The sequence below is a fragment of the Ramlibacter sp. genome (assembly GCF_013697775.1).
In the GTDB taxonomy this organism is placed as follows: domain Bacteria; phylum Pseudomonadota; class Gammaproteobacteria; order Burkholderiales; family Burkholderiaceae_C; genus Ramlibacter.
In genome coordinates this window covers 1-26501 of sequence record NZ_JACCWG010000450.1, presented here as the reverse complement: position 1 = coordinate 26501, position 26501 = coordinate 1, and the positions used below count along the sequence as shown (strand labels likewise).

General features: G+C 67.2%; 20 protein-coding genes. 13 read left to right on the top strand and 7 right to left on the bottom strand.

Annotation, left to right across the window (positions count from 1 at the left end):
* Both recA and recX read left to right on the top strand, forming a co-directional pair.
* Window positions 1-830: recombinase RecA (gene recA / locus H0U68_RS22925; protein ID WP_296359216.1), on the top strand; the 830-nt coding region annotated here is incomplete at its 5' end.
* Window positions 831-837: 7 nt separating this feature from the next.
* Window positions 838-1290: a recombination regulator RecX gene (gene recX, locus H0U68_RS22920; RefSeq protein WP_296359215.1), complete on the top strand. Its 453-nt coding sequence runs from the start codon at window positions 838-840 to the stop codon at window positions 1288-1290.
* A gap of 12 nt (window positions 1291-1302) precedes the next feature.
* Here recX and argC read toward each other — a convergent pair whose 3' ends face one another.
* Window positions 1303-2223, bottom strand: a complete 921-nt coding sequence (gene argC, locus H0U68_RS22915) for an N-acetyl-gamma-glutamyl-phosphate reductase (protein ID WP_296359214.1) — start codon at window positions 2221-2223, stop codon at window positions 1303-1305.
* 159 nt (window positions 2224-2382) lie between these two features.
* On the opposite strand from argC, the gene sucC reads away from it, so the two are divergent.
* The 11 genes from sucC (at window position 2383) to H0U68_RS22860 (ending at window position 17820) form a co-directional block, all read left to right on the top strand.
* Complete coding sequence (gene sucC, locus H0U68_RS22910) at window positions 2383-3549, top strand: ADP-forming succinate--CoA ligase subunit beta (RefSeq protein WP_296359213.1); 1167 nt, start codon at window positions 2383-2385, stop codon at window positions 3547-3549.
* A gap of 10 nt (window positions 3550-3559) precedes the next feature.
* Complete coding sequence (sucD, locus tag H0U68_RS22905) at window positions 3560-4453, top strand: succinate--CoA ligase subunit alpha (RefSeq protein ID WP_296359212.1); 894 nt, start codon at window positions 3560-3562, stop codon at window positions 4451-4453.
* Window positions 4454-4573: 120 nt separating this feature from the next.
* Window positions 4574-5254, top strand: a complete 681-nt coding sequence (locus tag H0U68_RS22900; protein ID WP_296359211.1) for a TerC family protein — start codon at window positions 4574-4576, stop codon at window positions 5252-5254.
* Window positions 5255-5435: 181 nt separating this feature from the next.
* Window positions 5436-8144 carry a serine/threonine-protein kinase gene (locus H0U68_RS22895; protein WP_296359210.1) on the top strand — a complete coding sequence of 903 codons (2709 nt, stop codon included), beginning with the start codon at window positions 5436-5438 and terminating at the stop codon, window positions 8142-8144.
* Between the two features lie 8 nt (window positions 8145-8152).
* Entirely contained in the window at window positions 8153-8938 is a 786-nt protein-coding gene (locus H0U68_RS22890; RefSeq protein ID WP_296359209.1) for a Stp1/IreP family PP2C-type Ser/Thr phosphatase, read from the top strand.
* A 60-nt stretch (window positions 8939-8998) separates the two neighbouring features.
* Window positions 8999-9727, top strand: a complete 729-nt coding sequence (locus tag H0U68_RS22885; protein ID WP_296359208.1) for an FHA domain-containing protein — start codon at window positions 8999-9001, stop codon at window positions 9725-9727.
* Between the two features lie 47 nt (window positions 9728-9774).
* Window positions 9775-12024 carry an adenylate/guanylate cyclase domain-containing protein gene (locus tag H0U68_RS22880; protein WP_296359207.1) on the top strand — a complete coding sequence of 750 codons (2250 nt, stop codon included), beginning with the start codon at window positions 9775-9777 and terminating at the stop codon, window positions 12022-12024.
* Between the two features lie 10 nt (window positions 12025-12034).
* Window positions 12035-12826 carry a 3',5'-cyclic-nucleotide phosphodiesterase gene (locus tag H0U68_RS22875; RefSeq protein ID WP_296359206.1) on the top strand — a complete coding sequence of 264 codons (792 nt, stop codon included), beginning with the start codon at window positions 12035-12037 and terminating at the stop codon, window positions 12824-12826.
* Window positions 12827-12836: 10 nt separating this feature from the next.
* Window positions 12837-15248, top strand: a complete 2412-nt coding sequence (locus H0U68_RS22870) for an ATPase, T2SS/T4P/T4SS family (protein ID WP_296359205.1) — start codon at window positions 12837-12839, stop codon at window positions 15246-15248.
* Between the two features lie 161 nt (window positions 15249-15409).
* Window positions 15410-15853 carry a pilin gene (locus H0U68_RS22865; RefSeq protein ID WP_296359204.1) on the top strand — a complete coding sequence of 148 codons (444 nt, stop codon included), beginning with the start codon at window positions 15410-15412 and terminating at the stop codon, window positions 15851-15853.
* 86 nt (window positions 15854-15939) lie between these two features.
* Window positions 15940-17820, top strand: a complete 1881-nt coding sequence (locus H0U68_RS22860; protein ID WP_296359203.1) for a hypothetical protein — start codon at window positions 15940-15942, stop codon at window positions 17818-17820.
* 2 nt (window positions 17821-17822) lie between these two features.
* On the opposite strand, the gene H0U68_RS22855 is transcribed toward H0U68_RS22860, so the two are convergent.
* The 6 genes from H0U68_RS22855 to H0U68_RS22830 are packed head-to-tail and all read right to left on the bottom strand — an operon-like array spanning window position 17823 to window position 26365.
* Window positions 17823-20111, bottom strand: a complete 2289-nt coding sequence (locus H0U68_RS22855) for a GtrA family protein (protein ID WP_296359202.1) — start codon at window positions 20109-20111, stop codon at window positions 17823-17825.
* 7 nt (window positions 20112-20118) lie between these two features.
* Window positions 20119-21117: a glycosyltransferase family 2 protein gene (locus tag H0U68_RS22850; RefSeq protein ID WP_296359201.1), complete on the bottom strand. Its 999-nt coding sequence runs from the start codon at window positions 21115-21117 to the stop codon at window positions 20119-20121.
* 14 nt (window positions 21118-21131) lie between these two features.
* Complete coding sequence (locus H0U68_RS22845) at window positions 21132-22226, bottom strand: N-acetylneuraminate synthase family protein (protein ID WP_296359200.1); 1095 nt, start codon at window positions 22224-22226, stop codon at window positions 21132-21134.
* Window positions 22223-23347 (bottom strand): FkbM family methyltransferase, encoded by a 1125-nt coding sequence (locus H0U68_RS22840; RefSeq protein WP_296359199.1) that lies wholly within the window; start codon window positions 23345-23347, stop codon window positions 22223-22225. Before H0U68_RS22840 ends, H0U68_RS22845 begins: the two co-directional genes overlap by 4 nt.
* Window positions 23340-24560 (bottom strand): class I SAM-dependent methyltransferase, encoded by a 1221-nt coding sequence (locus H0U68_RS22835; protein ID WP_296359198.1) that lies wholly within the window; start codon window positions 24558-24560, stop codon window positions 23340-23342. Before H0U68_RS22835 ends, H0U68_RS22840 begins: the two co-directional genes overlap by 8 nt.
* Window positions 24560-26365, bottom strand: coding sequence for a thiamine pyrophosphate-binding protein (locus H0U68_RS22830; protein WP_296359197.1), 1806 nt, complete (start codon window positions 26363-26365; stop codon window positions 24560-24562). The genes H0U68_RS22835 and H0U68_RS22830 overlap by 1 nt, the downstream gene beginning before the upstream one ends.
* Between the last annotated feature and the right edge of the window lie 136 nt (window positions 26366-26501).

Below are 26501 nucleotides of genomic sequence, written 5' to 3'. Positions count from 1 at the left end.
ACGGCCCCGAATCGTCGGGCAAGACCACGCTCACGCTGCAGGTCATCGCCGAAATGCAGCGCCAGGCCGGCCAGTGCGCCTTCATCGACGCCGAGCACGCGCTGGACATCCAGTACGCCCAAAAGCTCGGCGTCAACCTGCAGGAGCTGCTGATTTCCCAGCCCGACACCGGCGAGCAGGCGCTCGAGATTGTCGATTCACTGACCCGTTCCGGTGCCGTGGACCTGATCGTCATCGACTCGGTCGCCGCGCTCACGCCCAAGGCCGAAATCGAAGGCGAAATGGGCGATTCGCTGCCCGGCCTGCAAGCCCGGCTGATGAGCCAGGCCCTGCGCAAGCTCACCGCCACCATCAAGAAGACCAATTGCATGGTCATCTTCATCAACCAGATCCGCATGAAGATCGGCGTGATGTTCGGCAGCCCCGAAACCACCACGGGCGGCAACGCGCTCAAGTTCTACGCCTCGGTCCGCCTGGACATCCGCCGCACCGGCACCATCAAGAAGGGCGAAGAGGCCATCGGCAACGAGACCAAGGTGAAGGTGGTGAAGAACAAGGTGGCGCCGCCCTTCAAGACGGCGGAGTTCGACATCCTGTTCGGCGAGGGCATCAGCCGCCACGGCGAAATCATCGACATGGGCGTGAATGCGCATGTGCTTGAGAAGTCCGGCGCCTGGTACGCCTACAACGGCGAGAAGATCGGCCAGGGCCGCGACAACGCCCGCGAGTTCCTGCGCGAGAACCCCGCGCTGGCGCGCGAGATCGAGAACAAGGTGCGCGAATCGCTGGAGATCCCGCTGCTGCCGGCGGACATCGGCGACGACGCATAAGGGCGCAATGGGGTTCGGCCAACTGTCGCTCAAGGGCCGGGCGCTGAAGCTGCTGTCGCAGCGCGAGCACTCGCGCAAGGAGCTGGAACGCAAGCTGGCCCGGCACGAAGCCGAGCCGGGCCAGCTGCGCCAGGCGCTCGATGAACTGCAAACGCGCGGCTTCATCGACGAGGGGCGCGTGGTGGAGTCGGTGCTGAACCGCCGCGCGCCGCGCCTGGGTGCCGGGCGCATCCGGCAGGAGCTGCAGGCCAAGGGGCTGGACGCCGAGCGCATCGCGCACGCGGTGGCCGGCCTGCGCGGCACCGAGCTGGCGCGCGCGCGCGAGGTCTGGCGCAAGAAGTTCGATGCGCCCCCGGCCGATGCGGTGGAGCGCGCGAAGCAGGCGAGGTTCCTCGCCGCCCGCGGCTTCAACGGCGAGGTGATCCACCGCGTGCTCGGCGGCGCCGAGGACGAGGACTGACCGCGCAGCGTTTCAGAGTGAAAACATCAGCTTCAGGTTCTGCACCGCCGCCCCGCTGGCGCCCTTGCCCAGGTTGTCCAGGCGGGCGACCAGCACGGCCTGGCGCAAGGCCTCGTTGCCGAACACGCGCAGCTCCATCTTGTTGGTGTTGTTGAGCGCGGTGGCTTCAATGCGCGCGCCTTCGGTCGGCGGCTCCACCGTCACCCATTCGCTGCCGGCGTAGTGCTTGACCAGCGCAGCATGCAGGTCGGCCAGGGCCGGCTTGCCCGGCAGTTCGTCCAGGAACAGGGGCAACTGGACCAGCATGCCCTGCGTGTAGTTGCCGACGCCGGGAACGAAGATCGGGCGGCGCGTGAGGCCGGTGTACTTCAACAGCTCCGGCATGTGCTTGTGCTGCATGCCCAGCGCATAGATCTCCATCGGCCCGGACTCGCCCTTCTCGAACGATTCGATCATGCCGCGGCCCCCTCCCGTGTAGCCGCTGATCGCGTGCACGCTCACCGGGTGGTCGCTCGGCAGGATGCCGGCATCGATCAGCGGGCGGATCAGCGCGATGGTGCCGGTGGGATAGCAGCCGGGGTTGGTCACGCGCTTCGCACTGGCGATGGCCTCGCGCTGGCCGGGAGCGAGTTCGGCAAAACCGTAGACCCAGCCTTCGGCGACGCGGTGCGCGCTGGAGGCGTCGATCACGCGCGGCGCGCGGCCGGTGCTGCGCTCGATGTCGGCGATCATCGCGGCCGAGTCGCGCGCGGCGTCGTCGTGCAGGCAGAAGATCACCAGGTCGACCGAGGCCATTACCTCGCGCTTGGCGGCCGGATCCTTGCGCAGCTCGGGCGCGATGCTGACCATCTGGATCTGCGGCATGGCCTGCAGCCGCTCGCGGATCTGCAGGCCGGTGGTTCCGGCTTCGCCGTCAATGAAGATCTTGGGCATCGCGCTTCCTCTCGGACATCCTGGGGACACTGCAAACCCGGCGTGCGGGTTTGTGCGTTGCAGCATGATACAGTCGAAGGCTGCTTTTGGCAGCCGGCCGCCCGGCCCGCGCCCGCCCGACGCACCGCCCCTCATCCGTTCCTCGAGAGACGACACCTCATGAAGATTCACGAGTACCAAGGCAAGGACATCTTGCGCAACTTTGGCGTGCCGGTGCCGCGCGGCATCCCGGCGTTCACGGTGCAGGAAGCGGTGGAAGCCGCCCAGAAGCTCGGCGGCCCCGTGTGGGTGGTCAAGGCCCAGATCCACGCCGGTGGCCGCGGCAAGGGCGGCGGCGTCAAGCTGGCCCGCTCGGTGGATGAGGTCAAGGCGCTGGCCGGACAGATCCTCGGCATGCAGCTGGTCACCCACCAGACCGGCCCCGAGGGCCAGAAGGTGCGGCGCCTGCTGATCGAGGACGGCGCGGACATCAAGAAGGAATATTACGTGTCGGTGGTGACCGACCGCGCCAGCCAAAAGGTGGCGATCATGGCCTCCAGCGAAGGCGGCATGGACATCGAGGAAGTGGCCCACGCCACCCCCGAGAAGATCATCAAGGTGTTCGCCGACCCGCTGGCCGGGCTGACGGATGCGCAGGCCACCGAACTGGCCAACGGCATCGGCGTGCCGGCCGGCTCCACCGCGCAGGCGGTGGACGTGCTCAAGAAGCTCTACGCCTGCTACATGGACACCGACGCCTCCCTGGTCGAAGTGAATCCGCTGATCCTCGAAGGCAACGGCAACATCAAGGCGCTGGACGCCAAGTTCAACTTCGACGCCAACGCACTGTTCCGCCACGCCGACATCGTCGCGCTGCGCGACCTGGACGAGGAAGACGCCGCCGAGATCGAAGCGAGCAAGTTCGACCTGGCCTACATCAGCCTGGACGGCAACATCGGCTGCCTGGTCAACGGCGCCGGCCTGGCGATGGCGACCATGGACACCATCAAGCTGTTCGGCGCCGAGCCGGCCAACTTCCTGGACGTCGGCGGCGGCGCCACTCCCGAGAAGGTGACCGAGGCCTTCAAGATCATGCTGAAGAACAGCAAGGTCAAGGCGATCCTGGTCAACATCTTCGGCGGCATCATGAAGTGCGACACCATCGCCACCGGCGTGATCACCGCCTGCAAGGCGGTGAACCTGAGCGTGCCGCTGGTGGTGCGCATGAAGGGCACGAACGAGGAACTCGGCAAGAAGATGCTGGCCGAGTCGGGCCTTCCGATCATCAGCGCGGACACCATGGCCGAAGCGGCGCAGAAGGTCGTTGCCGCAGTGAAAGCAGCGTAAGGACCCCAACATGTCGATCTACATCAACAAGGACACGCGTGTCATCACGCAGGGCATCACTGGCAAGACCGGGCAGTTCCACACCGAGAAGTGCCAGGAATATGCCAACGGCAAGAACTGCTTCGTAGCGGGCGTGAACCCCAAGAAGGCCGGCGAGAGGATTTTCGACATTCCGATCTTCGCCTCGGTGAAGGACGCCAAGGCGCAGACCGGCGCCACCGTGTCGGTGATCTACGTGCCGCCGGCGGGCGCCGCCGACGCGATTTGGGAAGCGGTGGAAGCCGACCTGGAGCTGGTCATCTGCATTACCGAAGGCATTCCGGTGCGCGACATGCTGAACCTGCGCAACCGCATGAAGAACAAGGAAACCAAAGGCGGCGGCAAGACGCTGCTGCTGGGCCCGAACTGTCCCGGCCTGATCACGCCCGACGAGATCAAGATCGGCATCATGCCCGGCCACATCCACCGCAAGGGCCGCATCGGCGTGGTCTCGCGCTCCGGCACGCTGACGTATGAAGCGGTGGCGCAGCTCACCGAAATCGGCCTGGGCCAGTCCAGCGCCGTGGGCATCGGCGGCGACCCGATCAACGGCCTGAAGCACATCGACGTGATGCAGGCCTTCAACGACGATCCGGAAACCGACGCCGTGATCATGATCGGCGAGATCGGCGGCCCGGACGAGGCGGATGCCGCGCGCTGGTGCAAGGACAACATGAAGAAGCCGGTGGTCGGCTTCATCGCCGGCGTGACCGCCCCTCCCGGCAAGCGCATGGGCCATGCAGGCGCGCTGATCTCCGGCGGCGCCGACACCGCCGATGCCAAGCTCGCCATCATGGAAGAGTGCGGCTTCAAGGTGACGCGCAACCCGTCGGAAATGGGCAAGCTGCTGAAGTCCCTGCTCTAAGCAGAATTACGGTGGGGGTCCGCGCGGCGGGCCTTTACACTTCGGCTGCCAAAGAAGCAAAAGAGCGCTCGGAACGCGGGTTCCGGGCGCTTCTTCATTCAAACACTGGAGCAGCTCGGCATGGAGTACCTGCAAAGCGCCGATTTCTGGATCGGCCTGGTCAAGATCATCTGGATCAACATCATCCTGTCGGGCGACAACGCGGTGGTGATCGCGCTGGCTGCGCGCACGCTGCCGCCGCACCAGCAAAAGCAGGCCATCCTGTACGGCTCGGGCGCCGCGGTGTTGCTGCGCATCGTGCTCACGGTGGTGGCGGCCAAGCTGCTGGCGCTGTCGTACCTGCAGATCATCGGCGGCGTGCTGCTGCTGTGGATCGGCGTGCAGTTGCTGGGCGACGAGGACGACGACGATGGCGGCAATGAACAGGGGCACGGCAGCCTGTCGGCTGCGGTGCGCACCATCCTCATCGCCGACCTGGTCATGAGCCTGGACAACGTGATCGCTGTCGCCGCGGCCGCGCACGGCAGCATGCTGCTGCTGATCCTGGGCCTGGCCATCAGCATTCCGCTGGTGATCTTCGGCAGCACGCTGATGATCAAGCTGATGGAGCGCTTCCCCATCATCGTGGTGCTGGGCGCCGCGCTGATCGGCTGGGTCGGCGGCGAAACCATCGTCGGCGACAACGTGCTGAAGGACGTGGTGCAGCAATACCCCTGGCTGCATTACGTCGCCGCCGCTGCCGGCGCCGCGCTGGTGGTGGTCATCGGCAAGGGCCTGCAGGCGCGCAAGCGAGCGGCCTGATCTGCTGTCAGGTTCGTGGCACATTTGAAACAAAGCGTTTGTGCCCCGTGACAAATTGCCTTGTCCACGGATGTGCTGTCTGTTAACGTTTAAGCAGGAGTGACGCGCCCGTCGGCGCGAATCGCGGCCGGGCTGCATGTAACGCAGCGGCGCCCGCGACTCTCGGACAAGGGGCGGGGAAGTGAGCTCATCATCGTCGACGCAGCGGCGCCAGTTCTGGCGGCGGGACTGGTTCGCAGGCCTGCTGACCGTGGCCGCCGTATTGGTGCTGCACCAGTCGACCGACCTGTTCTCCACGCTGGAGCGCCGCTTCTACGACTTCGCCAGCACGCAGAGCGCACGCCAGCCGTCGGACCGCATCGCCATCATCGCGATCGACGACCAGAGCATCGCCAACATTGGCCGCTGGCCCTGGCCGCGCGATGTGCATGCCCAGCTGATCGACCAGCTGGCGGCCGCCAAAGCCAAGACCATCGTCCACACCACCTTCTTCTTCGAGCCGCAGACCGACCGCGGCCTGGCCTACATCCGCAAGATCAAGGACGCACTCGGCCCGGCCGCCGATCCGGCGGGCAACGAGGCGCTGGCCAAGCTGATGGACGAGGCCGAGCAGGCGCTGGACAGCGATGGCAAGCTGACCACGAGCGTCGGCAAGGCCGGCAACGTGCTACTGCCGTCGGTGTACCTGATCGGCGAACCGCAGGGCAATGCCGACAAGCCGCTGCCCGCCGCCGTGGCCAAAAGCGCGGTCGATGAGAAGAACGGCTTTTCCGTGCCGGCCGTGCGCGGGCAGTTTCCGCTGGAGGCGCTGGGCAATGCCGCCGCCGGCATCGGCCACCTGAACCAGCTGAGCGACGGCGACGGCGCGGTTCGCTCCGATCCGCTGCTGGTCAACTATTACGGCAAGGCAGTGCCTTCGATGGCGCTGCTGGCCGCAATGAAGAGCCTGAACCTCGGCCCCGGCGACCTGCGGCTCGTTCCGGGCGAGTCGGTGCAGATCGGCAAGCTGCGCATCCGGACCGACGAGTCTGCCCGCATGCTGCCGCAGTTCTACCGCGGCAGGGACGGCCGGCCCGCCTTCGCCGTCGATTCCTTTTACGACGTGCTGAATGGCAAGGTGCCGGCCTCCAAGTACGCCGACAAGATCGTGCTGATCGGCGCCACGGCGGCCGGTGTGGGCTCCACCTTCCCGGCTCCCGGCAATGCCGGCTTGTCGCCGGCGGAGCTGATGGCGCACGTCACCTCCAGCATCCTGGCCGAGCACTTCGTGGTCGAGCCGGGCTGGGGCGTGTGGGCCGCGCTCGGCGTGTTCCTGCTGGTGGCGGGCTATCTGGTGGCGGTGCTGCCGCGCATGTCGGCCGGCGTGGCCGCGGGCCTCACGGCGGGCCTGTTCGTGCTGCTGGTCGGCACCGAATACGGGCTGCTCGCCGGCCCAGCACTGTGGCTCAAGTTCGTGTTCCCGGCCGGCCTGCTGGTGCTGGGGCACCTGGCGCTGACGACCAAGCGCTTCCTGGTCGCCGAGGCCGGCAAGCTGCGCTCGGACGAGGAGTCGGCCGAGACCAACCGCATGATGGGTTTGGCGCTGCAGGGCCAGGGCCAGCTGGACATGGCGTTCGACCGCTTCCGCCGCGTGCCGGTGAACGACGCGGTGATGGAGAACCTGTACAACCTGGCGCTGGATTTCGAGCGCAAGCGCCAGTTCAACAAGGCCCAGGCGGTGTACGAGCACATGGCCGTGTACAACCGCAAGTTCAAGGACCTGGAGTCCAAGCTCAACCGCGCCAAGAACCTGTCGGAGACGGTGATCCTGGGCAGCGGCGGCCACCCGGGCGGCACCATGCTGCTGGACGGCGGCGCCGTCGAAAAGCCGATGCTGGGCCGCTACCAGGTCGAGAAGGAACTGGGCAAGGGCGCCATGGGCGTGGTCTACCAGGGGCGCGATCCGAAGATCGGCCGCGTGGTGGCGATCAAGACGCTGGCGCTGTCGCAGGAGTTCGAGGGCGAGGAGCTGGACGACGCGCGCGAGCGTTTCTTCCGCGAAGCCGAGACGGCAGGCCGCCTGCAGCACCAGAACATCGTGACGATCTTCGATGCCGGCGAGGAGCACGACCTGGCCTACATCGCCATGGAGTTCCTCAAGGGCCGCGACCTGGCCGACTATTGCCGCCCCGGCAGTCTGCTGCCGCTGCCCAAGGTGGTGTCCATCGTCGCCCGGGTGGCCGAGGCGCTGGCCTATGCGCACCGCCAGAGCGTGGTGCACCGCGACATCAAGCCGGCCAACATCATGTACGAGCCGGACAGCGACGTCGTCAAGGTCACCGACTTCGGCATCGCCCGCATCACCGACTCCAGCAAGACCAAGACCGGTCTGGTGCTGGGCACGCCCAGCTTCATGTCGCCCGAGCAGATCGCCGGCAAGAAGGTGGACGGCCGCTCGGACCTGTATTCGCTGGGCGTGATGCTGTTCCAGATGGTTGCCGGCGTGCTGCCGTTCCGCGGCGAATCGATGGCCGAGCTGATGTACAAGATCGCCAACCAGGAGGCGCCCGACGTGCGGCAGGTGCGCGACGGCGTCCCCGAGCGCCTGGCGCAGGTGCTGGCGCTGGCGCTGAACAAGCGCCCCGAGGCGCGCTACCAGGACGGCGACCGCTTCGCCGCCGACCTGCGCGCGTTCCTCGCCGAACGCGATGTCACGCCCGCGCCCACGTCGGTTGCCGCGCCCGAAGAAGCGCCTAGAGAAACACCCCAAGAGACGCCGGTGGGCGGCGGCGGCACCATGCCACTGCCCAGCTATGATGCGACTCAGAAAATCGATCAGGCCGCCGCCGGTGTCTTCGAGAAGACGATCATCGCGAGCGCCAGGCCTGGCGCTCGCGATTTGGAGACCTGATCCGCGATATGGACTACGAGTTTTGCATGCGCACGGATCCGGGGCTCGCACGCGAGAACAACGAGGACTCCGTCACCATCGACGAACCCACCCGGCTGGGCATCCTGGCCGACGGCATGGGCGGCTACAACGCCGGCGAGATCGCCAGCGGCATGGCAACGACCTTCATCAAGTCGGAGCTGGGGCGCTGGCTGGCCCAGGCCGGCCGTTCGGCCAACGCGCGCGAAGTGCGGCGGGCGATGGAGATCTGCGTCGACAACGCGAACCGCTCGATCTTCAACGCCGCCAACTCCAACCCGCAGTACAGCGGCATGGGAACCACCCTGGTGCTGGGCGTGTTCAACGACGGCCGCCTGATGCTCGGCCACATCGGCGACTCACGCTGCTACCGGCTGCGCGCCGGCGAGCTGGCGCAGATCACCAAGGACCATTCGCTGCTGCAGGAACAGATGGATGCCGGGCTGATCACGCCCGAGCAGGCCGCCACCTCGAGCAACAAGAATCTGGTCACGCGGGCACTGGGCGTGGAAGACGCGGTGCTGCTGGAAGTCAACGAGCACCGGGTGGAGCCCGGCGACCTGTTCCTGATGTGCTCCGACGGGCTGTCCGACATGGTGGACGACGAGGGGATCGGTCGTATCCTGGCGGCCGACGTGCCCCTGGAGCAGAAGGTGGGCCAGCTCATCGAGGCGGCGAACGCTAACGGCGGGCGCGACAATATCTCGGTGTTGCTGGCTCAAGCCAACAATGGCGCCAAAAAAAGGGGCTTGATCTCCCGATTGTTGAGACAATGAGGTGGTGAGAGTCTTTGGTATTAGTTTTGCAGTTGCGCAACAAATGAACAGGAGTCGATCATGCCGAAAATGATCGTTTCGATCGACGGTGTCGTGATCAAGGAAGTCCAGCTGACCAAGGACCGGACGACGCTCGGCCGGCGGCCGTACAACGACATCGTGATCGACAACCTTGCCGTGAGCGGCGAACACGCGGTGCTGCAGATGGCCGGCAACGAGGTCTACCTGGAAGACCTCAACAGCACCAACGGCACCTACGTCAACGGCAAGGCCGTGAAGAAGCAGCTGCTGCAGAACAACGACACGGTCGAGATCGGCAAGTACAAGATCAAGTACATCAACGAGGTTCCGGGCGCGAACTTCGAGAAAACCATGATCTTGAAGGCCGGCATGGTGCCGCCGGTCGCCAAGCCGCCCGTGCCGGCGCCGGCGCCGGCGCCCGAGCCCGTGGCGGCTGTTGCCGCGCATGTGCCGTCGCCCGCGCTCGCGCCGGCCGGGCCGGTGTCGGCTCCGGCGGAGCTGGCCGCCGCTTCGGCCACCATCAAGGTGCTGTCCGGCGCCGCGGCCGGCCGTGAAGTCGCGCTGGTGAAAGTGGTCACCACCATCGGCAAGCCCGGCGTGGCCGTGGCCGCCATCACGAAGCGAACCCACGGCTTCGTGGTAGCGCACGTGGAGGGCGGCAGCAAGCCGATGCTCAACGGGACACCCGTCGGCGCCGATCCGGTCCTTCTGAAAAGCGGCGACCTGCTGGAGCTGGCGGGCACGCAGATGCAGTTCGTGCAGGCCTGATCGCCGGCGCTGCCGGCCGTCTTTGCGAAGAGGGAGAGCCGGCACCCATGGTGTCCTTGTCCAGGCATTGGCCGCGCATCGCGGTCACGCTCGTTCCACTGCTGTTCACGCTGCTGCACGCCGCCGGTGCGCTGCCGCTCGGCATGCTGCAGCGGCTGGACGACTCCATCTACGACGCGCGCCTGCGCGCGACCATGCCCGCGACGCTGGACCCGCGCATCGTGATCATCGACATCGACGAGAAGAGCCTGGCGGAAGTCGGCCGCTGGCCCTGGGGCCGCAACCGCCTGGCCGATTTGGCCGACGAGCTGTTCGAGCGCCAGCAGGTCGCGCTGCTCGGCTTCGACGTGCTGTTCGCCGAGGCCGACGACAGCTCGGGCCTGAAGCGGCTGCGCCAGCTCGCACAGGCCGAATTCAAGGACCAGCCGGGCTTCGCCGAGCGCCTGGCGCAGATGCAGGGCGCGCTCGACTACGATGGCGCGTTCGCCCGCGCGCTGCAAAAGCGCCCGGTGGTGATGGGCTACTACCTCACCAGCGACCGTGACGGCCGTACCTCCGGCGTGCTGCCCAGGCCGGTGATGACGCAGGACGCGCTGCGCGGCCGGCCGATCCGCTTCACCAGCTGGGACGGCTACGGCGCCAACATCGAGCCGCTGGCGCAGGCCGCGCCGCTGGCCGGCTACTTCAACTCCATCACCGACAGCGACGGCGCGGTGCGCTCGATTCCGCTGGTGGCCGAGCACAAGGGCAACTACTACGAATCGCTGTCGCTGGCGATGTTCCGCACGCTGGCCGGCCTGCCGGCGGTGCAGCCTGGATTTCCCAAGGAGCGCTTCATCGGGCGCGGCTACCAGGGGCTGGAAAGCATCCTGCTGCGCCAGGGCGACAAGACGCTGGCCGTGCCGGTGGACGACCGGGTGGCGGCGCTGGTGCCGTTCCGCGGCCGCGGCGGTCCGGCCGGCGGCTCGTTCCGCTACGTCGCGGCCTCCGACGTGCTGGGCAAGCGGCTGCCCGCCGGCGCGCTGAAGGACAAGATCGTGCTGCTGGGCACCACGGCGCCCGGCCTGCTGGACCTGCGCGTGACGCCGGTGGGCGAGGCCTATCCCGGCGTGGAAACCCACGCCAACATGATCTCGGGCCTGCTGGACGGCAAGATGCTGGTCAAGCCCGATTACGCCGTCGGCTTCGAGATCACCGTGCTGTTGGTGGCGGGCGTGCTGCTGGCGTTCGCGCTGCGGCTGCTGCCGGCGCTGCGCGCGGTGCTGCTCAGCGTGGCAGTGCTGGGCGCGGTGGTGGCGTTCAACCTGTGGCTGTACCTCGGGTACGGTTTGGTGCTGCCGCTGGCCGGCGCGGTGGCGATGGTGTTCACAGCCTTCGCCCTGAACATGAGTTACGGCTACTTCGTGGAAAGCCGCAGCAAGCGCGAACTGGCCAACCTGTTCGGCACCTACGTCCCCCCCGAGCTGGTGGACGAGATGGTGAAGGACCCGGACAGCTACAGCATGCAGGCGGCCAACAAGGAGCTGACCGTCATGTTCTGCGACATGCGCGGCTTCACCCAGCTGTCCGAGCAGATGGAGCCCACGCAGCTGCAGCACCTGCTCAACGAGGTGTTCAGCCGGCTCACCGGCCTGATCCGCAACAACCGCGGCACCATCGACAAGTACATGGGCGACTGTGTGATGGCCTTCTGGGGCGCGCCGGTGGAACTGCCCGAACACGCGCACCTGGCCGTGAAGACGGCGATGGAGATGGCCAGCGCGGTGCGCAAAATCAACGAGGAGCACCGCGCCAGGGGGCTGCCGGAGATCGGCGTGGGCATCGGCATCAACACCGGCACCATGTGCGTGGGCGACATGGGCTCGGACGTGCGCCGCAGCTACACGGTGATCGGCGACGCGGTGAACCTCGGCTCGCGACTGGAAGGGCTGTCCAAGGTGTACGGCGTGGACATCGTGGTGGGCGAGGCCACGCGCAAGCTGGCGCCAGGCTTCGCCTGGCAGGAGCTCGATCGCGTGCGCGTCAAGGGCAAGGCGCAGGCGGTGGCGATCTTCTGGCCGGTGGCGCCGGCCGAACGCGTGGACAAGGCGCTCACCGACGAACTCAAGGCCTGGAATGCCCTTTTGAAAGCGTACCGCGCGCAGGACTGGGACCAATGCGACCTGCCGATGCTGAACCTGCAGCGGATGAACGCCAAAAAGTACCTTTACGAGCTGTATTCCGAGAGAGTAGCCTCGATGCGGCGCCTGCCGTTCGACCCCGCCTGGGACGGCGCCACCAATTTCGAAACCAAATGAGGGCGATGCCATGAAAGTCCGGGTGCTCGGTTGCTCCGGGGCAATCGCCAAGGATTGCCGGACCACGTCGTTCCTGGTCGGCGGCGACGTGCTGGTGGACGCGGGCACCGGCGTGGGCGACCTCACGCTGGAGGAGATGCGCGGCGTCAAGCACGTGCTGCTCACGCATTCGCACCTGGACCACGTGGCGGCGCTGCCGCTGATGATCGACGCCATCGCCTCGCACATCACCGAGCCGGTGCGCGTCTATGCGCTGCCCGGCACGCTCGCGGCGCTGCAGACGCACGTGTTCAACAACGTGATCTGGCCGGACTTCAGCCGCATCCCGAGCCCGCAGGCGCCGTTCGTGAGCTTCCACGAGATCCACGTGGGCCAGATCCTCACCATCGCCGGCAAGCACATCGAAGTGCTGCCGGCGGTGCACACCGTGCCTGCCTGCGGCTACGCGGTGACGGCCGGCCGCGGCTGCTGGGTCTTCACCGGCGACACCGAGCGCAATCCGGCGTTCTGGCGGCGCATCAACCAGATGAACGTGGCGGCGCTGGTCATCGAGACCGCGTTCAGCAACCGCGAGAAGGATCTCGCCAAGCGCAGCCTGCACCTGTCGCCGCACGCGCTGGCGCAGGAGCTGGACTGCATCGAAGAGGGCAGACGCTTCCCGATCTTCATCACGCACACCAAGCCGGCAGAGACCGAGATGATCATGGCGGAGATTCAGCGCTTCGACCAGACGCAGCCTTTCGGCCCGAACGTGACGCACGACATCCGCTGGCTGCGCGCGGGCCAGGAATTCGACCTGTGAGGTATCCCGCATGAACGCCGTCCTCCACCCGCCGCGCAACGCGGAGCAGGCGTTCTTCGACTCGCAGCAGCTGCCGCCCGACAAGCGCGGCGTCTCGTTCGAGGCGCTGTTCTTCCGCCAGCTGCAGCAGGTCAGCACCAAGATCCACGAGACCGAGAACGTCGAGCAGCTGATGCTCGAAGCAAGCCAGGACATATGCCGCCTGTTCAACGCCGACCGCCTGACCCTGTACGCGGTGAGCGACGACGGCGCGGCCATCGTCTCCAAGGTGAAGACCGGGCTGAACACCAGCCGCGAGCTGAAGCTGCCGGTCAGTGCGCAGAGCATCGCCGGCTACGCGGCCTGGTCCAAGCACATGGTGAACATCGCCGATGTCTACGAGGACGAGGAGCTCAAACGCATCCACCCGTCGCTGTCGTTCCTGAAGGAAGTGGACAAGCGCTCCGGCTACCGCACCAAGCAGATGCTGGTGGTGCCGATCATGGACGGCCAGGCGCTGTACGGCGTGCTGCAGGTCATCAACAACAAGAGCGACCAGGCCTTCGGCGAGTTGGAAGTCGAAGGCGCGGCGCAGCTGTGCAAGACGCTGGCCACGGCGATCCGCCAGCGCATGCACAAGGCCGACGACGAGCCGCGGCGCAAGGCCACCAGGTACGACGGCCTGGTGGCCGTCGGCGTGATGAGCGCCGAGGAGCTGCACAACTGCATCCAGAAGGCGCGCGAGGACGCGCAGGCGGTCGAGCACGTGCTGATGTCGGACTTCCGCATCCGCCCGGCGCAGATCGGCCCGTCGCTCGCCAAGTTTTTCGGTGTTCCCTACGAGCCGTTCAAGTCCGGCCGCATCCGCTCGGAGGCGCTGCAGGGCAGCCTCAAGCGCGACTTCGTCGAGGAGCAGGCCTGGATTCCGCTGGAGGAGTCGGCCGACGGGCTGGTGGTGATGTGCACCGACCCGGAGGCGGTGCGCAACTCGCGCATCGTGCCGCAGGTGTTTTCGCGGTTTTCCAGGTTCAGCTGGCGGGTCACCACGCAGACCGAATTCGAGGAAACGCTGGCGCAACTCTATGGCAGCGAGAACGGCGCCTCGATCGACGAGCTGCTGGCCGACCTCAACGCGCCGATGGACGACGAGGGCGGCGGCGACATGTCGGCGCTGGAATCGGCGGCCGCGGACAACGAGCTGGTGAAGTTCGTCAACAAGGTGATCGTCGACGCCTACAACATGGGCGCGTCGGACGTCCACGTCGAGCCGTTGCCGGGCCGGCAGAAGACCGGCATCCGCTTTCGCATCGACGGCAGCCTGCAGCCTTACATCGAAGTGCCTGCGCACTTCCGCCAGGCGCTGGTGACGCGCCTGAAGATCATGTGCGACCTCGACATCTCCGAGAAGCGCAAGCCGCAGGACGGCAAGATCAAGTTCAAGAAATACGGCCCGCTGGACATCGAACTGCGGGTCGCGACCATTCCGTCCTCGGGCGGCGTGGAAGACGTGGTCATGCGAATTCTGGCCGCAGGCGAGCCGATTCCGCTGGACAAGCTGGGGCTCATGCCGGCCAATCGCGAGCGGCTGGAAAAGACCGTCAGCAAGCCCTACGGCCTGTTCTACGTGTGCGGCCCCACCGGTTCGGGCAAGACCACCACGCTGCACTCGGTGCTGAAATTCCTCAACAAGCAGGACACCAAGATCTGGACCGCCGAGGACCCGGTGGAAATCACGCAGAAGGGCCTGCGCCAGGTGCAGATCAACAGGAAGGCCGGCATCGACTTCGCGCTGGTGATGCGCGCCTTCCTGCGCGCCGATCCGGACATCATCATGGTGGGCGAGTCGCGCGACAAGGAAACCGTATCGATGGGCGTGGAAGCCTCTCTCACCGGCCACCTGGTGTTCTCCACGCTGCACACCAATTCGGCGCCGGAGTCCATCGTGCGCCTGCTCGACATGGGCATGGACCCGTTCAACTTCGCCGACGCGCTGCTGGGCATCCTGGCGCAGCGCCTGGCCAAGAAGCTGTGCGACTGCAAGCAGGAATATGCCCCGGACGCCGAGGAAATCCGCTCCTTCGTCGCGGAGTACGCGGAGGAACTGCGGCACACCAGCGCCTGGAAGACCGACTACGCCGGCGAGGCCAGGAAGCTGTACGACAGCTGGGTGAAGAGCCATGGCGAGAACGGCAAGCTGCGGCTGTACAAACCGGTGGGTTGCCAGAAATGCAATAAAACGGGTTACAAGGGTCGCATCGGCCTGCACGAGCTGCTGGTCGCCGACGACCCGATGAAAAAGCTGATCCAGGAGCGGGCCCGGGTCGCCGACCTGTTTTCCATGGCGGTAGAGGGCGGCATGCACACCCTGAAGATGGACGGCATGGAGAAGGTCCTGATGGGGTTGACCGACCTGAAGCAGGTCCGGTCCGTCTGTATCAAATGACATCAGTTGTCGCGCAGGACAAACTTGTCAGCAGGATAAGGCGGGTAATGTCAGGCATTGCCTACAGGGCGGCTCAAAACTAATCCTGAATTCGTATGTGCAGCCTTGGCACGCCGATTGCTGGATAGCTGAGCTTCTTCTCAAACACTCTGGAGGTACTTATGAAGCGTCAACTGCAACAGGGCTTTACCCTGATCGAACTGATGATCGTGGTCGCGATCATCGGCATTCTGGCGGCCGTCGCGCTGCCCGCTTACCAGGACTACACCGTTCGCGCCCGCGTGACGGAAGGTCTGGCGGTGGCCAGCAGCGCCAAGACCTCGGTGGCTGAAAACGCCGCCAACGGTCTGACCACGCTGTCGTCCGGCTGGACCCCATTCACGTCCGCTACGGACAACGTCTCGACTGTGGACCTGAACCCCACCAACGGCGTGATCACCATCTCCTATACCAACAAGGCTGGTGCCGGTAACATCGTCCTGAGCCCGCGCGATGCGGCTGGCGCTTCCCTGGCTGCCAGCACGATCCCCTCCGGTGTCATCACCTGGAGCTGCACGGGTGGTACCCTGCTTCCGAAGTACCGTCCTGGCCAGTGCCGCAGCTAATGCGCGCTCAGCCATTCGGCAGCAAAACCCCCGGATTCGGGGGTTTTGTGTTTCAGGGCTCCCGTTGGATACCGTTCCTGCTTCCGGTGGCGGTCCTCCTCGCTGTTGCCTGGCTTTACCGCGTGGTCCTGGGGTTCGACTACGTCTGGGACGACGGCGTCTTCTTCATCACCAGCTCCGACCTGCGCAACGGCGATTTCCTGTCCGTCGTGACCGCGCCCGTGCTGGCGGGCACGGCCTATTTCCGGCCGCTGGTCATGGCGTCGTTCGTCACCGAGTTGCGGCTCTCCGGTGCCGAGCCCATGTGGTCGCACCTGACCAATCTATTGCTGCACCTGACCAACATCCTCATGGTCGGGTTGCTTGCCGCCAAACTGCGGCGCAGTTTCGATCCGCGCCCGGAGCGCGCCCCCGTGGTAGCCGCGTTCGCCATGCTGGCGTATGGGTTGCACCCGGTACTGACCGAAGGCGTCGCGTGGATCTCCGGCCGCTTCGATCTGGGGGTCACGTTTTTCAGCCTGTTGGCGCTGTTGCTGCTGGCGCGCGGTTCGGTCCTCGCATGCGTGGGCGCTGCCTTTGCTTTCCTGCTCGCCGCAGGCTGCAAGGAAATGGCCGCCACGTTGCCGATGGTCGCCTTTTTCTTCCTCTGGGCACTGCGCCGTCCACAGGCGCCCCTGCCGCAGGCGATGCGCGCATCGATTCAGGGCAAGGAGTTGCTCGGGTACGTGCTGCTCGTGGCAGCCGGCATCGTGTATCTGGTCGCGCGCGGGCACTACCTGTCGGCCAATGTCAACAGCGACCCGACCCTGCAGGCGATGCTGGCCTCGCCGCTGCGCCGTGTCGGCTTCGCCGGCGCAACGCTCGCGTTCTATTTCAAGCTGATGGTGTGGCCCTTCATGGACTTGGGGCCGCTGCACCCCTTCGACGTGTCCGCTATGACCGATGCCGAGGCCGCCGCTGGCGCAGCCTTCGTGGCTGCATGCCTGGTATTCGCGGCATACAGCGTCTGGCGGCCATCGCGCTCGCGGTTGCTGGCCACCGCAACCCTTGTGTCGCTGCTGCCCGTCTCCAACGCCGTGCCGTTGATGATCGTCGGCAACATCGGGCATGAGCGCTTCCTCGTCCTGCCCGTTGCTTTGGGAGTGTTGGCACTCGCATCCATCGACCTGCGCGGATGGATGCTGAGGCTGTCGCCCATCATGCGTGCCCGGCTGCCGCTGCTCTGCGGCATCGTGGCCGCGGCGTGGGTCGCGCTCGCGCTGGTGAATGTCCACCTCACGCTGCCCCTGTGGCGCAATGAGGTGGCGTTGTTCAGCTGGGCATACGCGAAGCACCCGGAGGATCCCTTTGCCCAGTTTTCGCTGGCCGGGGCGGCGCTCAAGACCCGGCAGAACGAGCTTGCGGGCAAGATCCTGACGGAAGCCGAGGCGCGCGGCCCCCTGCCGCTCAAGCTCTCGATTCCCTACGCGCAATACTTGATCCGTATCGGACAGCCCGAAGCGGGTGTTCGCAAGCTCGTCGCTGCGCTGGCCGCCGAACCGCAGCCGCACCTCGTGCTGGAACGCAACGGCGTGCCGCTGGCGGATGCGCAGCTGAACCGCCAGGAGTTCGGAGGGTGGGCGCTGGTCTATGCCTACATCACGTTGTCGGAAGGCCAGAGCGGGCTGCGCCAATTCAAGGAGGCGCAGCGTTCCGCCGAAGTCGCCGCCTTCTACCGGCCGGACAATCCGGTCGCCCGCCTGTATCGCAGCCTGGCGATCTACGGCCAGGACCGCTGGACCGATGGCGAGGCGGCCTACGCGAAAGCCCGCGGCATGTATGTTCCGCGCGTCGGCGTCGAGGCCGACATCGTCCGGCGGAATTTCCTGGAGCAGCTTTGCCAGCGGAAGGACACGCCCGACGTGTGCCGGCGGTTCACGGCTGCCACTGCGGCATCAGCCGCGGCATTGCCCGCCTCGAGCCGCTGACATCACGGGGCGGGAGGGCGCGTGCGCAGCGCCATCCCGAGCCGCAGGCACAGCAGCACCGCAAGCAGCCCGAATGAGAATTGCGACACCAGCGAGAGGTATCGTCCCAGCGCCGGGCGCTGCCACTGGAACGGGTGGCGGCCGAGGAACATCTCCGCTTCGCGGCGCTGGGCGGGATCACCCACGCTGAACCCGTCGCCGGGCTTGCACTGGTTTTCGTCGGGATGCACGAGGCAGGCCGGGTTCAGTAGCAAGCTTCGCCCGCTCGCATCCACCGCAAGAGCCGGTCCTTCGCGCAACCGCTGCGGCTGCGGAAAACTCTCCAGCCGGTAGCCGTAGATCGGGTTGTAGCAAAGCCCTTGCGAGGCGCCCGCCAGCATCGTGTCATTGCGGTGCGCAAACAGCGGCTGGCCGGTCGGCAGGGCGATGCTCGTGATCGGGACCGGCCCATGGTCGCTGCTGCGATGGAAGGCTTGAAGCACCGGCTTGGGATCGTAGGCCTGGATGTCGGAGGACAGGTAGTAGTCCACGGGTTCGGTCGCCGGCCCGGCCCAGACCAGCACCAGCGCGGCGCCCGTCCACTGCCAGGGTCGTCCACCGCGCGCATCGGCCTGGAATGCCATCAGCTTTTCGAAGGGCCACGCCAGCAGCAACTGCGCGAGCGGCAGGTAGACCACCACCCAGCGCATCGGCCAGGCGGTGCTGTTGAGGATCGGGATCCGCTTAATGCCCTCCTGCACGGCGCCGTTGCTCCACATCAGCAGCAACGGAATCGCCAGCAGCACCACGATCCCGGCGAGCGCCGTCACCTGGCTCGGCGAAGCCGAGGCCGGCGGCGGCCGGGCGCCCGGTGAGCGATTCGCGCGCGCCAGCAGCACCACGCACGCGATGCAAGCGAGGCACAGCGCGCCCCAGCCGAAGTTCAAATTCCATTCGTGCGGCAACACGGTGAAGCGCACATTCTGCATGCGCGTGCTGGCGAATATCGCGGTCCACTGGGACGGTTGCACCAGCGCGAAGAGCGCCGACATCAGCGCATCGGCCAGGCTGGCGAAGCCCGGCATGCCGTAGAAGTCGCGCGGGAAATTGCGCATCAGGCTGATGCTCTCGTACAGCTTGGAGGCATTGAGCAGGATCGCGCCGAACCCTCCCGCCGCCGCCCGCGCCAGCACTGCGACGAGGGTGGTCTTGCCGGCCGCCACCGCCACCAGGCACAGGAGCACGGCGGCCAGGAATGCGGGCACGAGCATTCCGCCGAAACCGAATTGCAGCCAGGCGGTCAGACACAGAGCCACGCCAATGGCGGGCCCGGCCAGCCAGCTGCGCCATCCATTGCGCGCGGCCGGCCAGCACAGGGCCAGGACGAGCCAGGTCCACAGGTACAGCGGCTGGTAGCCGAGTTCGCCCACCGCGGAGCGCAAAGGCATGAATGCGTTGGCCATGCCCAGCGCGCCGAACAAGATGCCGCCCGCCACATTCCAGCCGAACACCCTGCGCACCAGCAGGTACCCGCCCCAGAACGCCACGCCGGCAAACAGCAGCGCATTAAGGTGGCTCGCGGTGAACGGATCGACCCAGAGCGCGAACAATTGCAGCGGCGAATAGAACGCCGCCTGCGGGTCGGCATAGAAGGCTGTGCCGCCGCACCAGGCCGGCGTGAACCACGGAGGGTTCAGCATGCCGCCGATGAAGCCGTTGCTCTGTACCCACCATCGGCCTTCCAGCAGCGCCAGCGCCGAGAGGGTGAAGTCGTGGCCGACGTGGTCCAGGCTGGTGTAGAAGCGCGAGCCCCAGAAGCGCTCGAAGGCGGCCAGCGACAGCACGAAGAACACCAGCTGGGCAGCGTGCCTGCGCACCCAGTCGCCACTGCGGCGCAGCAGGTTCGACGGCTGCGGCGAGTCTGTTGTGAACACAAAATCCCGTCCCATGAAAAAGCCGCCCACCGCCAACAGCAGCAGCGCGAGCGGTTGCGCCACGAGAGGGTGCACGCCTTGTGCCGCGGCGGCGCTGATCAGCAGCACACCCAGGACCAGTTGCACGGCGTAGGCCAGCTGGAACCGCAGGAACTGCAGCACCGGCCGTCCGGTGCGGCCCTGCACGAACACGAGTTGCCGCTGCACGGCGAAGGCCTGGGTGGTGGCGGCCAGATGTGCGGCCGCGGCGATCAGCCAGAGCGGCGACCAGGTGTGACAAAGCAGCCAGAGCGCGCTGAAGGCGGCCCAGCCGAAGAAGGTGTTCCACAGCCCGGCGGCGATGAAGCGGACCTTCTCGCTGGCCAGCGCGGTGGCCATTCTCCGTTCAGGCTTCATGCGCCGACGGACTGCGGGACGGGCCCACAATGGGATCCAGCGTCGACGCCGGCTCGAAGTTGACCCGGTACAGCTCCACCACGTGTGGATGGTTCTGCGCGCGCTGGTGCAGCGCCGCGATGTATTCGCCGATCAACCCCGCGATCAGGATCTGCACCGAGGAGAACAGGAAGATGCCGATCAGCAGCGGGGCCTGGCCGAGCGGAAAGTAGTCCCAGAACGCCAGCTTGGCAACGAGGTAGACCAGGGCGACCAGGAAGCCCAGCGCCGACATCGTCGCGCCCAGCAGCGTGGCGAACCGGATCGGCGCGCGCGACATGCTGGTGAGCCCGAGCAGCGACAGGTCGACCAGCGTCAGGAAATTGTTCTTGGTGATGCCGGCGGCACGCTTGTGCTTCTGGAACGGGATGCGGGTGATCGGCAAGCCCAGTTCCGAGACCAGCCCGCGCACGAACGGATAAGGCCCGCCCACCTGGCGCAGCAGTTCGACGACCCGGCGGTCGTACAGGCCGAAGCCGGTGAACGCGGGAACCGGCGGCGTCTCGGAGACGCCGGTGATGATCTTGTAATAGAGCTTGCGCGCGAACCCGAACAGACCGCCTTCCGGCGGGCGCTCGTACACGCCCGCCGCCACCGACGCGCCCTGCTCCCAGGCGGCGAGGAATTCCGGAATGAGCTCGGGCGGGTCCTGCAGATCGGCGGCCATGCAGATGGCCGCGTCGCCGCGCGCCTGCAGCAGCGCGTGGTAGGGCGAACGCACATGGCCGAAGTTGCGCGCGTTCACGATCAGCTTCACGCGCGGGTCCCTGGCGCACAGGCCCATGATGTCGGCCACCGTGGCGTCCTGCGACTGGTTGTCGATGAAGACGATCTCGAAATCGTAGTGGGGCACCAACGCGAACGCCTTGCAGATGCGCTCGTACAGCGGAACGACGTTGCCTTCCTCGTTGTAGCACCCGCTAACGACGCTGACCAGCCGCTTGCCCATGCCCGGCACCACCTTCAGAGGCCGCGCGCGTAGATCAGGCGTCGCAGCGACGCGTTCTCCGCGTGCGGGCCGTCGATGTGGTCGATCATGATGGCGCCGTCGGCGCTCAGCGGCTCGCGCAGCGTCTCGCCGTTCATCAGCTCGCGGCACGAGATCTGGCCCTTCTGCAGCGGCACGGCCAGGTAGACGTCGCCGGTCGTGAGCACGTGCCCCTTCGGCAGGTCGCGCCTGGCGTAGACGCCGCGCACCAGACCATCCAGGTAGGCGATCTCCTTGGGCGGCGGAATGCGTTTTTGCGTGCCGGGCGGGCCGCACATCTCCTCGGCCTTCTTGTGCGCCTTGAACCAGGTGTCCGCCTGCTCCGGCAGGGTGCAGTACTTGGACACCGGGATGCCGTCGGCCTCGATGTCGACGTGGCGCTCGAAGGTGCGCGCGCCCTTGGCGTAGGCGATCATCACCGAGCTGGACCAGTCGGTCATCTCGTGCGTGGAGTAGCCGATCACGTTTTCCGGATAGCGCGACTTCAGGAAGTCGACCTGGTTGATCTCCAGCTCGGAGTCCTCGGACGGGTAGAGCGACACGCAGTGGTTGATCGCCAGCGGGATGTTGCGGTTGCGGAAGAACTTGACCAGGTCGTCGATGTCCTTGAGCGACGAGCCGCCGGTGGACACGATCACCGGCTTGCGGGTGGTGGCGATCTTCTCGATCAGCACCCAGTCGTTCAGGTCGGAGCTCGCGATCTTGATGATCTCGACCCCGAGCTCGACGCACATGTCGACCGACGCTTCGTCGAACGGCGTGGACATGCGCACGCAGCCGGAGGCGCGCACGTGCTCCACCAGCGTGCGGTAGTCGTCCTTGCTCATCCGGGTGTCGATGGTCTTCTTGATGTAGCGGATGTCGGCGCGGTCGCGGAAGTCCTTGTGGATAAACGCGTCGACATCGCGGAACTGCAGCTTGATCGCCGCCTTCACGTTATTGAAGCGAACCACGCGCGCGAAGTCGGTGACGATACGCAAGCCGCGGTCGAGCCGTCCCCAGTGGTTGTTGGCCAGCTCCAGCACGAACAGGCCGTCGAACAGCCGCTGGCCCTCCTCGTAATACGTCATTGCAATGCTCCAGATGCCCTTGCGGGGGTGTGCGGCCTTGCATACAGCACCAGGTCGAAGCTGTTGTGCGAATGGGCGCGCAGAAAGAATTCGTAGCCGTCCAGCCGCCGGCCAAGGCTGAGCGGTATTGTCCACAGATGCTCGGGACGGTGATAGACGGAAATCGCCAGGCCCGGCCGGTGGCGCGCGATCATGCCCATGGCGCCGTCGAGGGCCTCAGGTTCGGCGCCCTCGATGTCCATCTTCAGCAGATTGGGCGCGAAGGCGGGAAAGGCTTCGTCCAAACCGAGGGCCTGGACCATGGTCGTGCCGTCCGCCTGCAAATGGCTGGAGCCCGCGCCTTCGGCGCTGAAGCGCAGCGTTTGCGCGCAGGCCGACACGGCGCAGGGCAGGGCCATGCCCCGCGTGCCGCGCGCGCGCAGGCGGGCGGCCAGGGCTTGGTAGTTCGCCGGGTCCGGCTCGAAGCACAGCGCCTGCTCAATGGAGTAGCCGGCCTCCTCGAACGCTTCGATGGTGTCGCCGGTGAAGGCGCCGCAGTCGATCAGGCGCAGCGGATTGGGCCAGCGCGGCAGGTCGGCGGGCACGTACTGGTGCGGGTCGGGCAGCGGCGCCTGGGCATAGTCGCCGCCGAGCCGCAGGCCCAGCACGCCGCGCAGCAAGGCGAGGCTGGCATTGTCGTGGAACATGCGGCCCAGGTCGGCCAGCGCTGGCTCGCAGCTCTGGTACACCGAGCGCGGCGCCAGCCAAAAGCCGCCCTGCAGCGCCCCGGGCAGTGCGTCGCACAGGTCCACGGGCGTCAGCACCGGTCCGAACCCGAGTTGGCGCAAGTGTTCGACGACGTCGGCCACGCGGTGCGCCGGGTTGTGGATCGCCACCACGACGGCCCACGTGCCACCGGGTGGCGTTGCCGCCGCGGTGCCGGGCTGCAGCAGCGGAACGCCTTCGCACTCGGCGGACGCAACCGCGTGGCGGTCCAGCACCGCGTGCACCTTGACGCCGTTGCGGGTGAGCAGCTGCACGACACGCCGGCCCATCCCGCCGGCGCCGTAGACGAGCACGTCGGACGGCAGCGTGCCAGTGCGCGGCCGCTTGAGCAGTTCGGCGGCGAGGCGGTCAAGCATGGATCGCCTGCGCAGGTTGTGTACCGAGCGACAGGTCGATGGCGCGGCGGCCCGGCCAGCGGCGCGCGATGTCGGCCTGGATGGCCCTGGCCGCTGCCGCCGCGGCGAGCACCAGCACGGGGGCCTGCGCATGCGCGGCCAGCCCGCTGTCGGGCGCCAGCACATCGATGCCGTCGAGCCGCCGTCCCTGTTTGGACGGGTCTCCATCCACGATGCAGGCGATCGCGCCGCGCGGGAGCACGTCCTGCGCCAGCACGCGCTGGGTCTGGCTGCCGGCGCCCCACACGATGAACGGCGGCGCCACGTCGGCCAGGCAGTGCCGCACGGCGTCGCGCCACTGCAAAGCGGCTTCGCGCTGCAGCGACAGGAAGGTGTCGAAGGTGCCGGCGTCCGTCGCCGGGACTTGCATGCCGGCCTGTGCCGCGCCGCGCTCGATCACCGCCCAGCACACCGGGTAGGAGATGCCCGCAGCCAGCGCGATGCGGCCGCGTCCGCTTGCCCGCGCATGCGCGCCGCACTCTACGGCCAGCCGGCTCAGGTCGGCCACGGCGAAGTGGTTGATGTGCTCGGGATCGAAGTAATAGTTGGGCACGTTCGCGCACTCGGCATAGCCGTCGCGGTCCGGGGTCTCCACGTACACCGCGCCGCCGGGCGCCAGCATGCGCAGCGCGATGACCAGCGCCTCGCGCGGCTGCCACAGATGTTCGAGCACGTGGCTGAGAGCGACCACCCGGGCCTGCCCCGCGTACCTGTGCGCAAGGTCCGCCGCGATTTCGCCACGGGCCGCGTCCAGGCCGCGGCCGCGCAGGGCCTGCACGCAGGCATCGTCCGGATCGATGCCCAGCACGCGGCAGCCGGTGGCGGCGCGCACCTGCTGGAGCAACCCGCCCGAACCAGCGCCGATATCGACGAACAAGGCGTCCACCGAGAGCCGGTCGGTGAACCGCGCGCAAGCGGCCGCGAGCCTGGCAATGTCTTCCGGGCGCTCGCCGGCACCGGCACGCACCTGCGGCGCGGCATAGACCGATCCCACGCGGTAATGGCGCAGGTAATCGTCCTCCGTGGCCTCCGAATCGGCGAACACGAAGCCGCATTGCGCGCAGCGCGCGACGACCGTTTTGCGCGGCAGGCTGGAGTCGTCGAACAGCGCATAGCGCACCGGCTGCAGCGGCGCGAGCGACACGCAGCGGCACACCGGGCAGGCCCGTCCCATCAGAAATCCTCCAGGCTCATCGCCCGCGCGAGCTCGTCGCGTTCCAGGAACGGGTGCATGTCTTCCAGCGACGGCGTGACGATGGTGCCGTCGGGCAACTGCCGCGAACTCATGCGCGGCTCGAAGCCCTGCGCGCCGTCCAGCATCGCCTCGATCAGCCCGGGACCCGGCCGCGCCAGCGCGCGCGCGAGCTGCGCGGCGAAATCGGCGCCGCTCACGCGGTCTGCGGCAAGTCCATACGCCGTGGCCAGCGCGCAGTAGTCGGGCAGCTTCACGCCGCTCTGCGGCCCTTCGCCGGCCAGCCGCTTGAAGAAGTTCTGCTGGCTGGAGCGGATCGACAGGTAGCCCTCGTTCGCCAGGATCACCACCTTCAGGTTCAGGCCGTAGGTGGCGATGGTCTGCAGCTCCTGGATGTTCAGCTGCGCGCTGCCGTCGCCGGCCAGGCAGACGACCCGCCGCGCAGGCGCCGCGAATGCCGCGCCGACCGATGCGGGAATGTCGTGCCCCATGGAGGCGGAGCCCGAATTCGAGATGAGGCGCCGCGCGCCCTCGATCGGCGCGACCTGGAACGGCACGATGCAGGCCGTCGCGTTGCCGCCGACGAAGATGTCGTCCTCGCGCGACTGGCGGAACAGCTCCTCGACGAACCAGTACGGATTGATGCGTTCGCCGCGCAGCTGCCGCAGGTGCGGCGCCACCACCGGATAGGCCGCGCGGCGGCGCGCGATCCAGGCCAGCCAGCGCGCGCGGTGTTCGGCGGGCTGCAACTCGCGCTCGCGGATGCGCTGCAGCATCAGCGGCGCCAGCTGCGCGAGGTCGGCGGCGACGCCTTCGTCGGGCCGGAACACCGGCTTGTCCAGTTCGGCCGGGTCGATGTCGACCTGCACCACATGGGCGTTCTTGGCGAAGGCGTCGAAGTTGTAGCTGGTCTGGCGCACGTTCAGCCGACTGCCCAGCACCAGCAGAAGATCGGACGACTGCAGCACCATGTTGCCCAGGCGGGTGCCGATGCTGCCCGGCCGCCCCGCGAACAGCGGATGCGACGAGGCGATGGTGTCGTGCGTCCAGCCGGTCGCCACCGGGATCTGCAAGGCTTCGGCCACCTGCAGCAGGGCCTGCTGCTGGCGGCTGAGCCGAACGCCGGTGCCCCACAGGAACAGCGGCCGCTGCGCGGCCTGCAACTGGTCCAGCAGGCCGTCGACCCGCGCGCGCAACGTGTCACCCGACAGGCATGCCGACACCGGCGGCTCCACCCCGGGCGGCGACGCCGGCGCCTCGATCTCCGCCGATTGGACGTCGATGGGAATGTCGATCCACACCGGGCCCGGGCGCCCCTCCTGGCACAGCATCCAGGCGCGCGCGATCACCTCCGGCGCCTGCGCCGGGTCGAACAGCTGGAACACCGCCTTGCAGACCGGCCGCGCCATGCTGGCGATGTCCACCTCCTGGTCGCCCAGCTGCCGCAGGCCGGGCACCGGCGTGGCGCCGAGGTGCGTGGCCCGCTTGACCTGGCCGGAGACGACCAGCATCGGGATGGAGTCGGTGTACGCGCCGAACACGCCGTTGAGGGCGTTGATGCCGCCGGGGCCGGTGGTGACGTTGACGACGCCAGGCATCTCGGCCACGCGGGCGTAGCCCTCCGCAGCCATGGCGCAGGCCTGCTCGTGATGGCAGTACACGGGGCGCAGCCGCCCTTCGTAGGCGAAGGCGTCGTTGAGGAACATGGCGCCGCCGCCGGTGAGCGTGAAGACTTCTTTCACGCCCTGGTCCGCCAGGAAGCGGGCGATGTATTGGGCAACCTTCATGTCGGTTCGGTCTCGGTGGGTTGCAGGGACGTGCCGGCGCAGGCGAGCGTGTCGCGGATGCAGTCGTCCAGCGATGCGGCCGTGCGCAGCCCCAGCGCGCGCGCGGCGCCGGTGTCGGGCCAGTACGCGGCGGGGT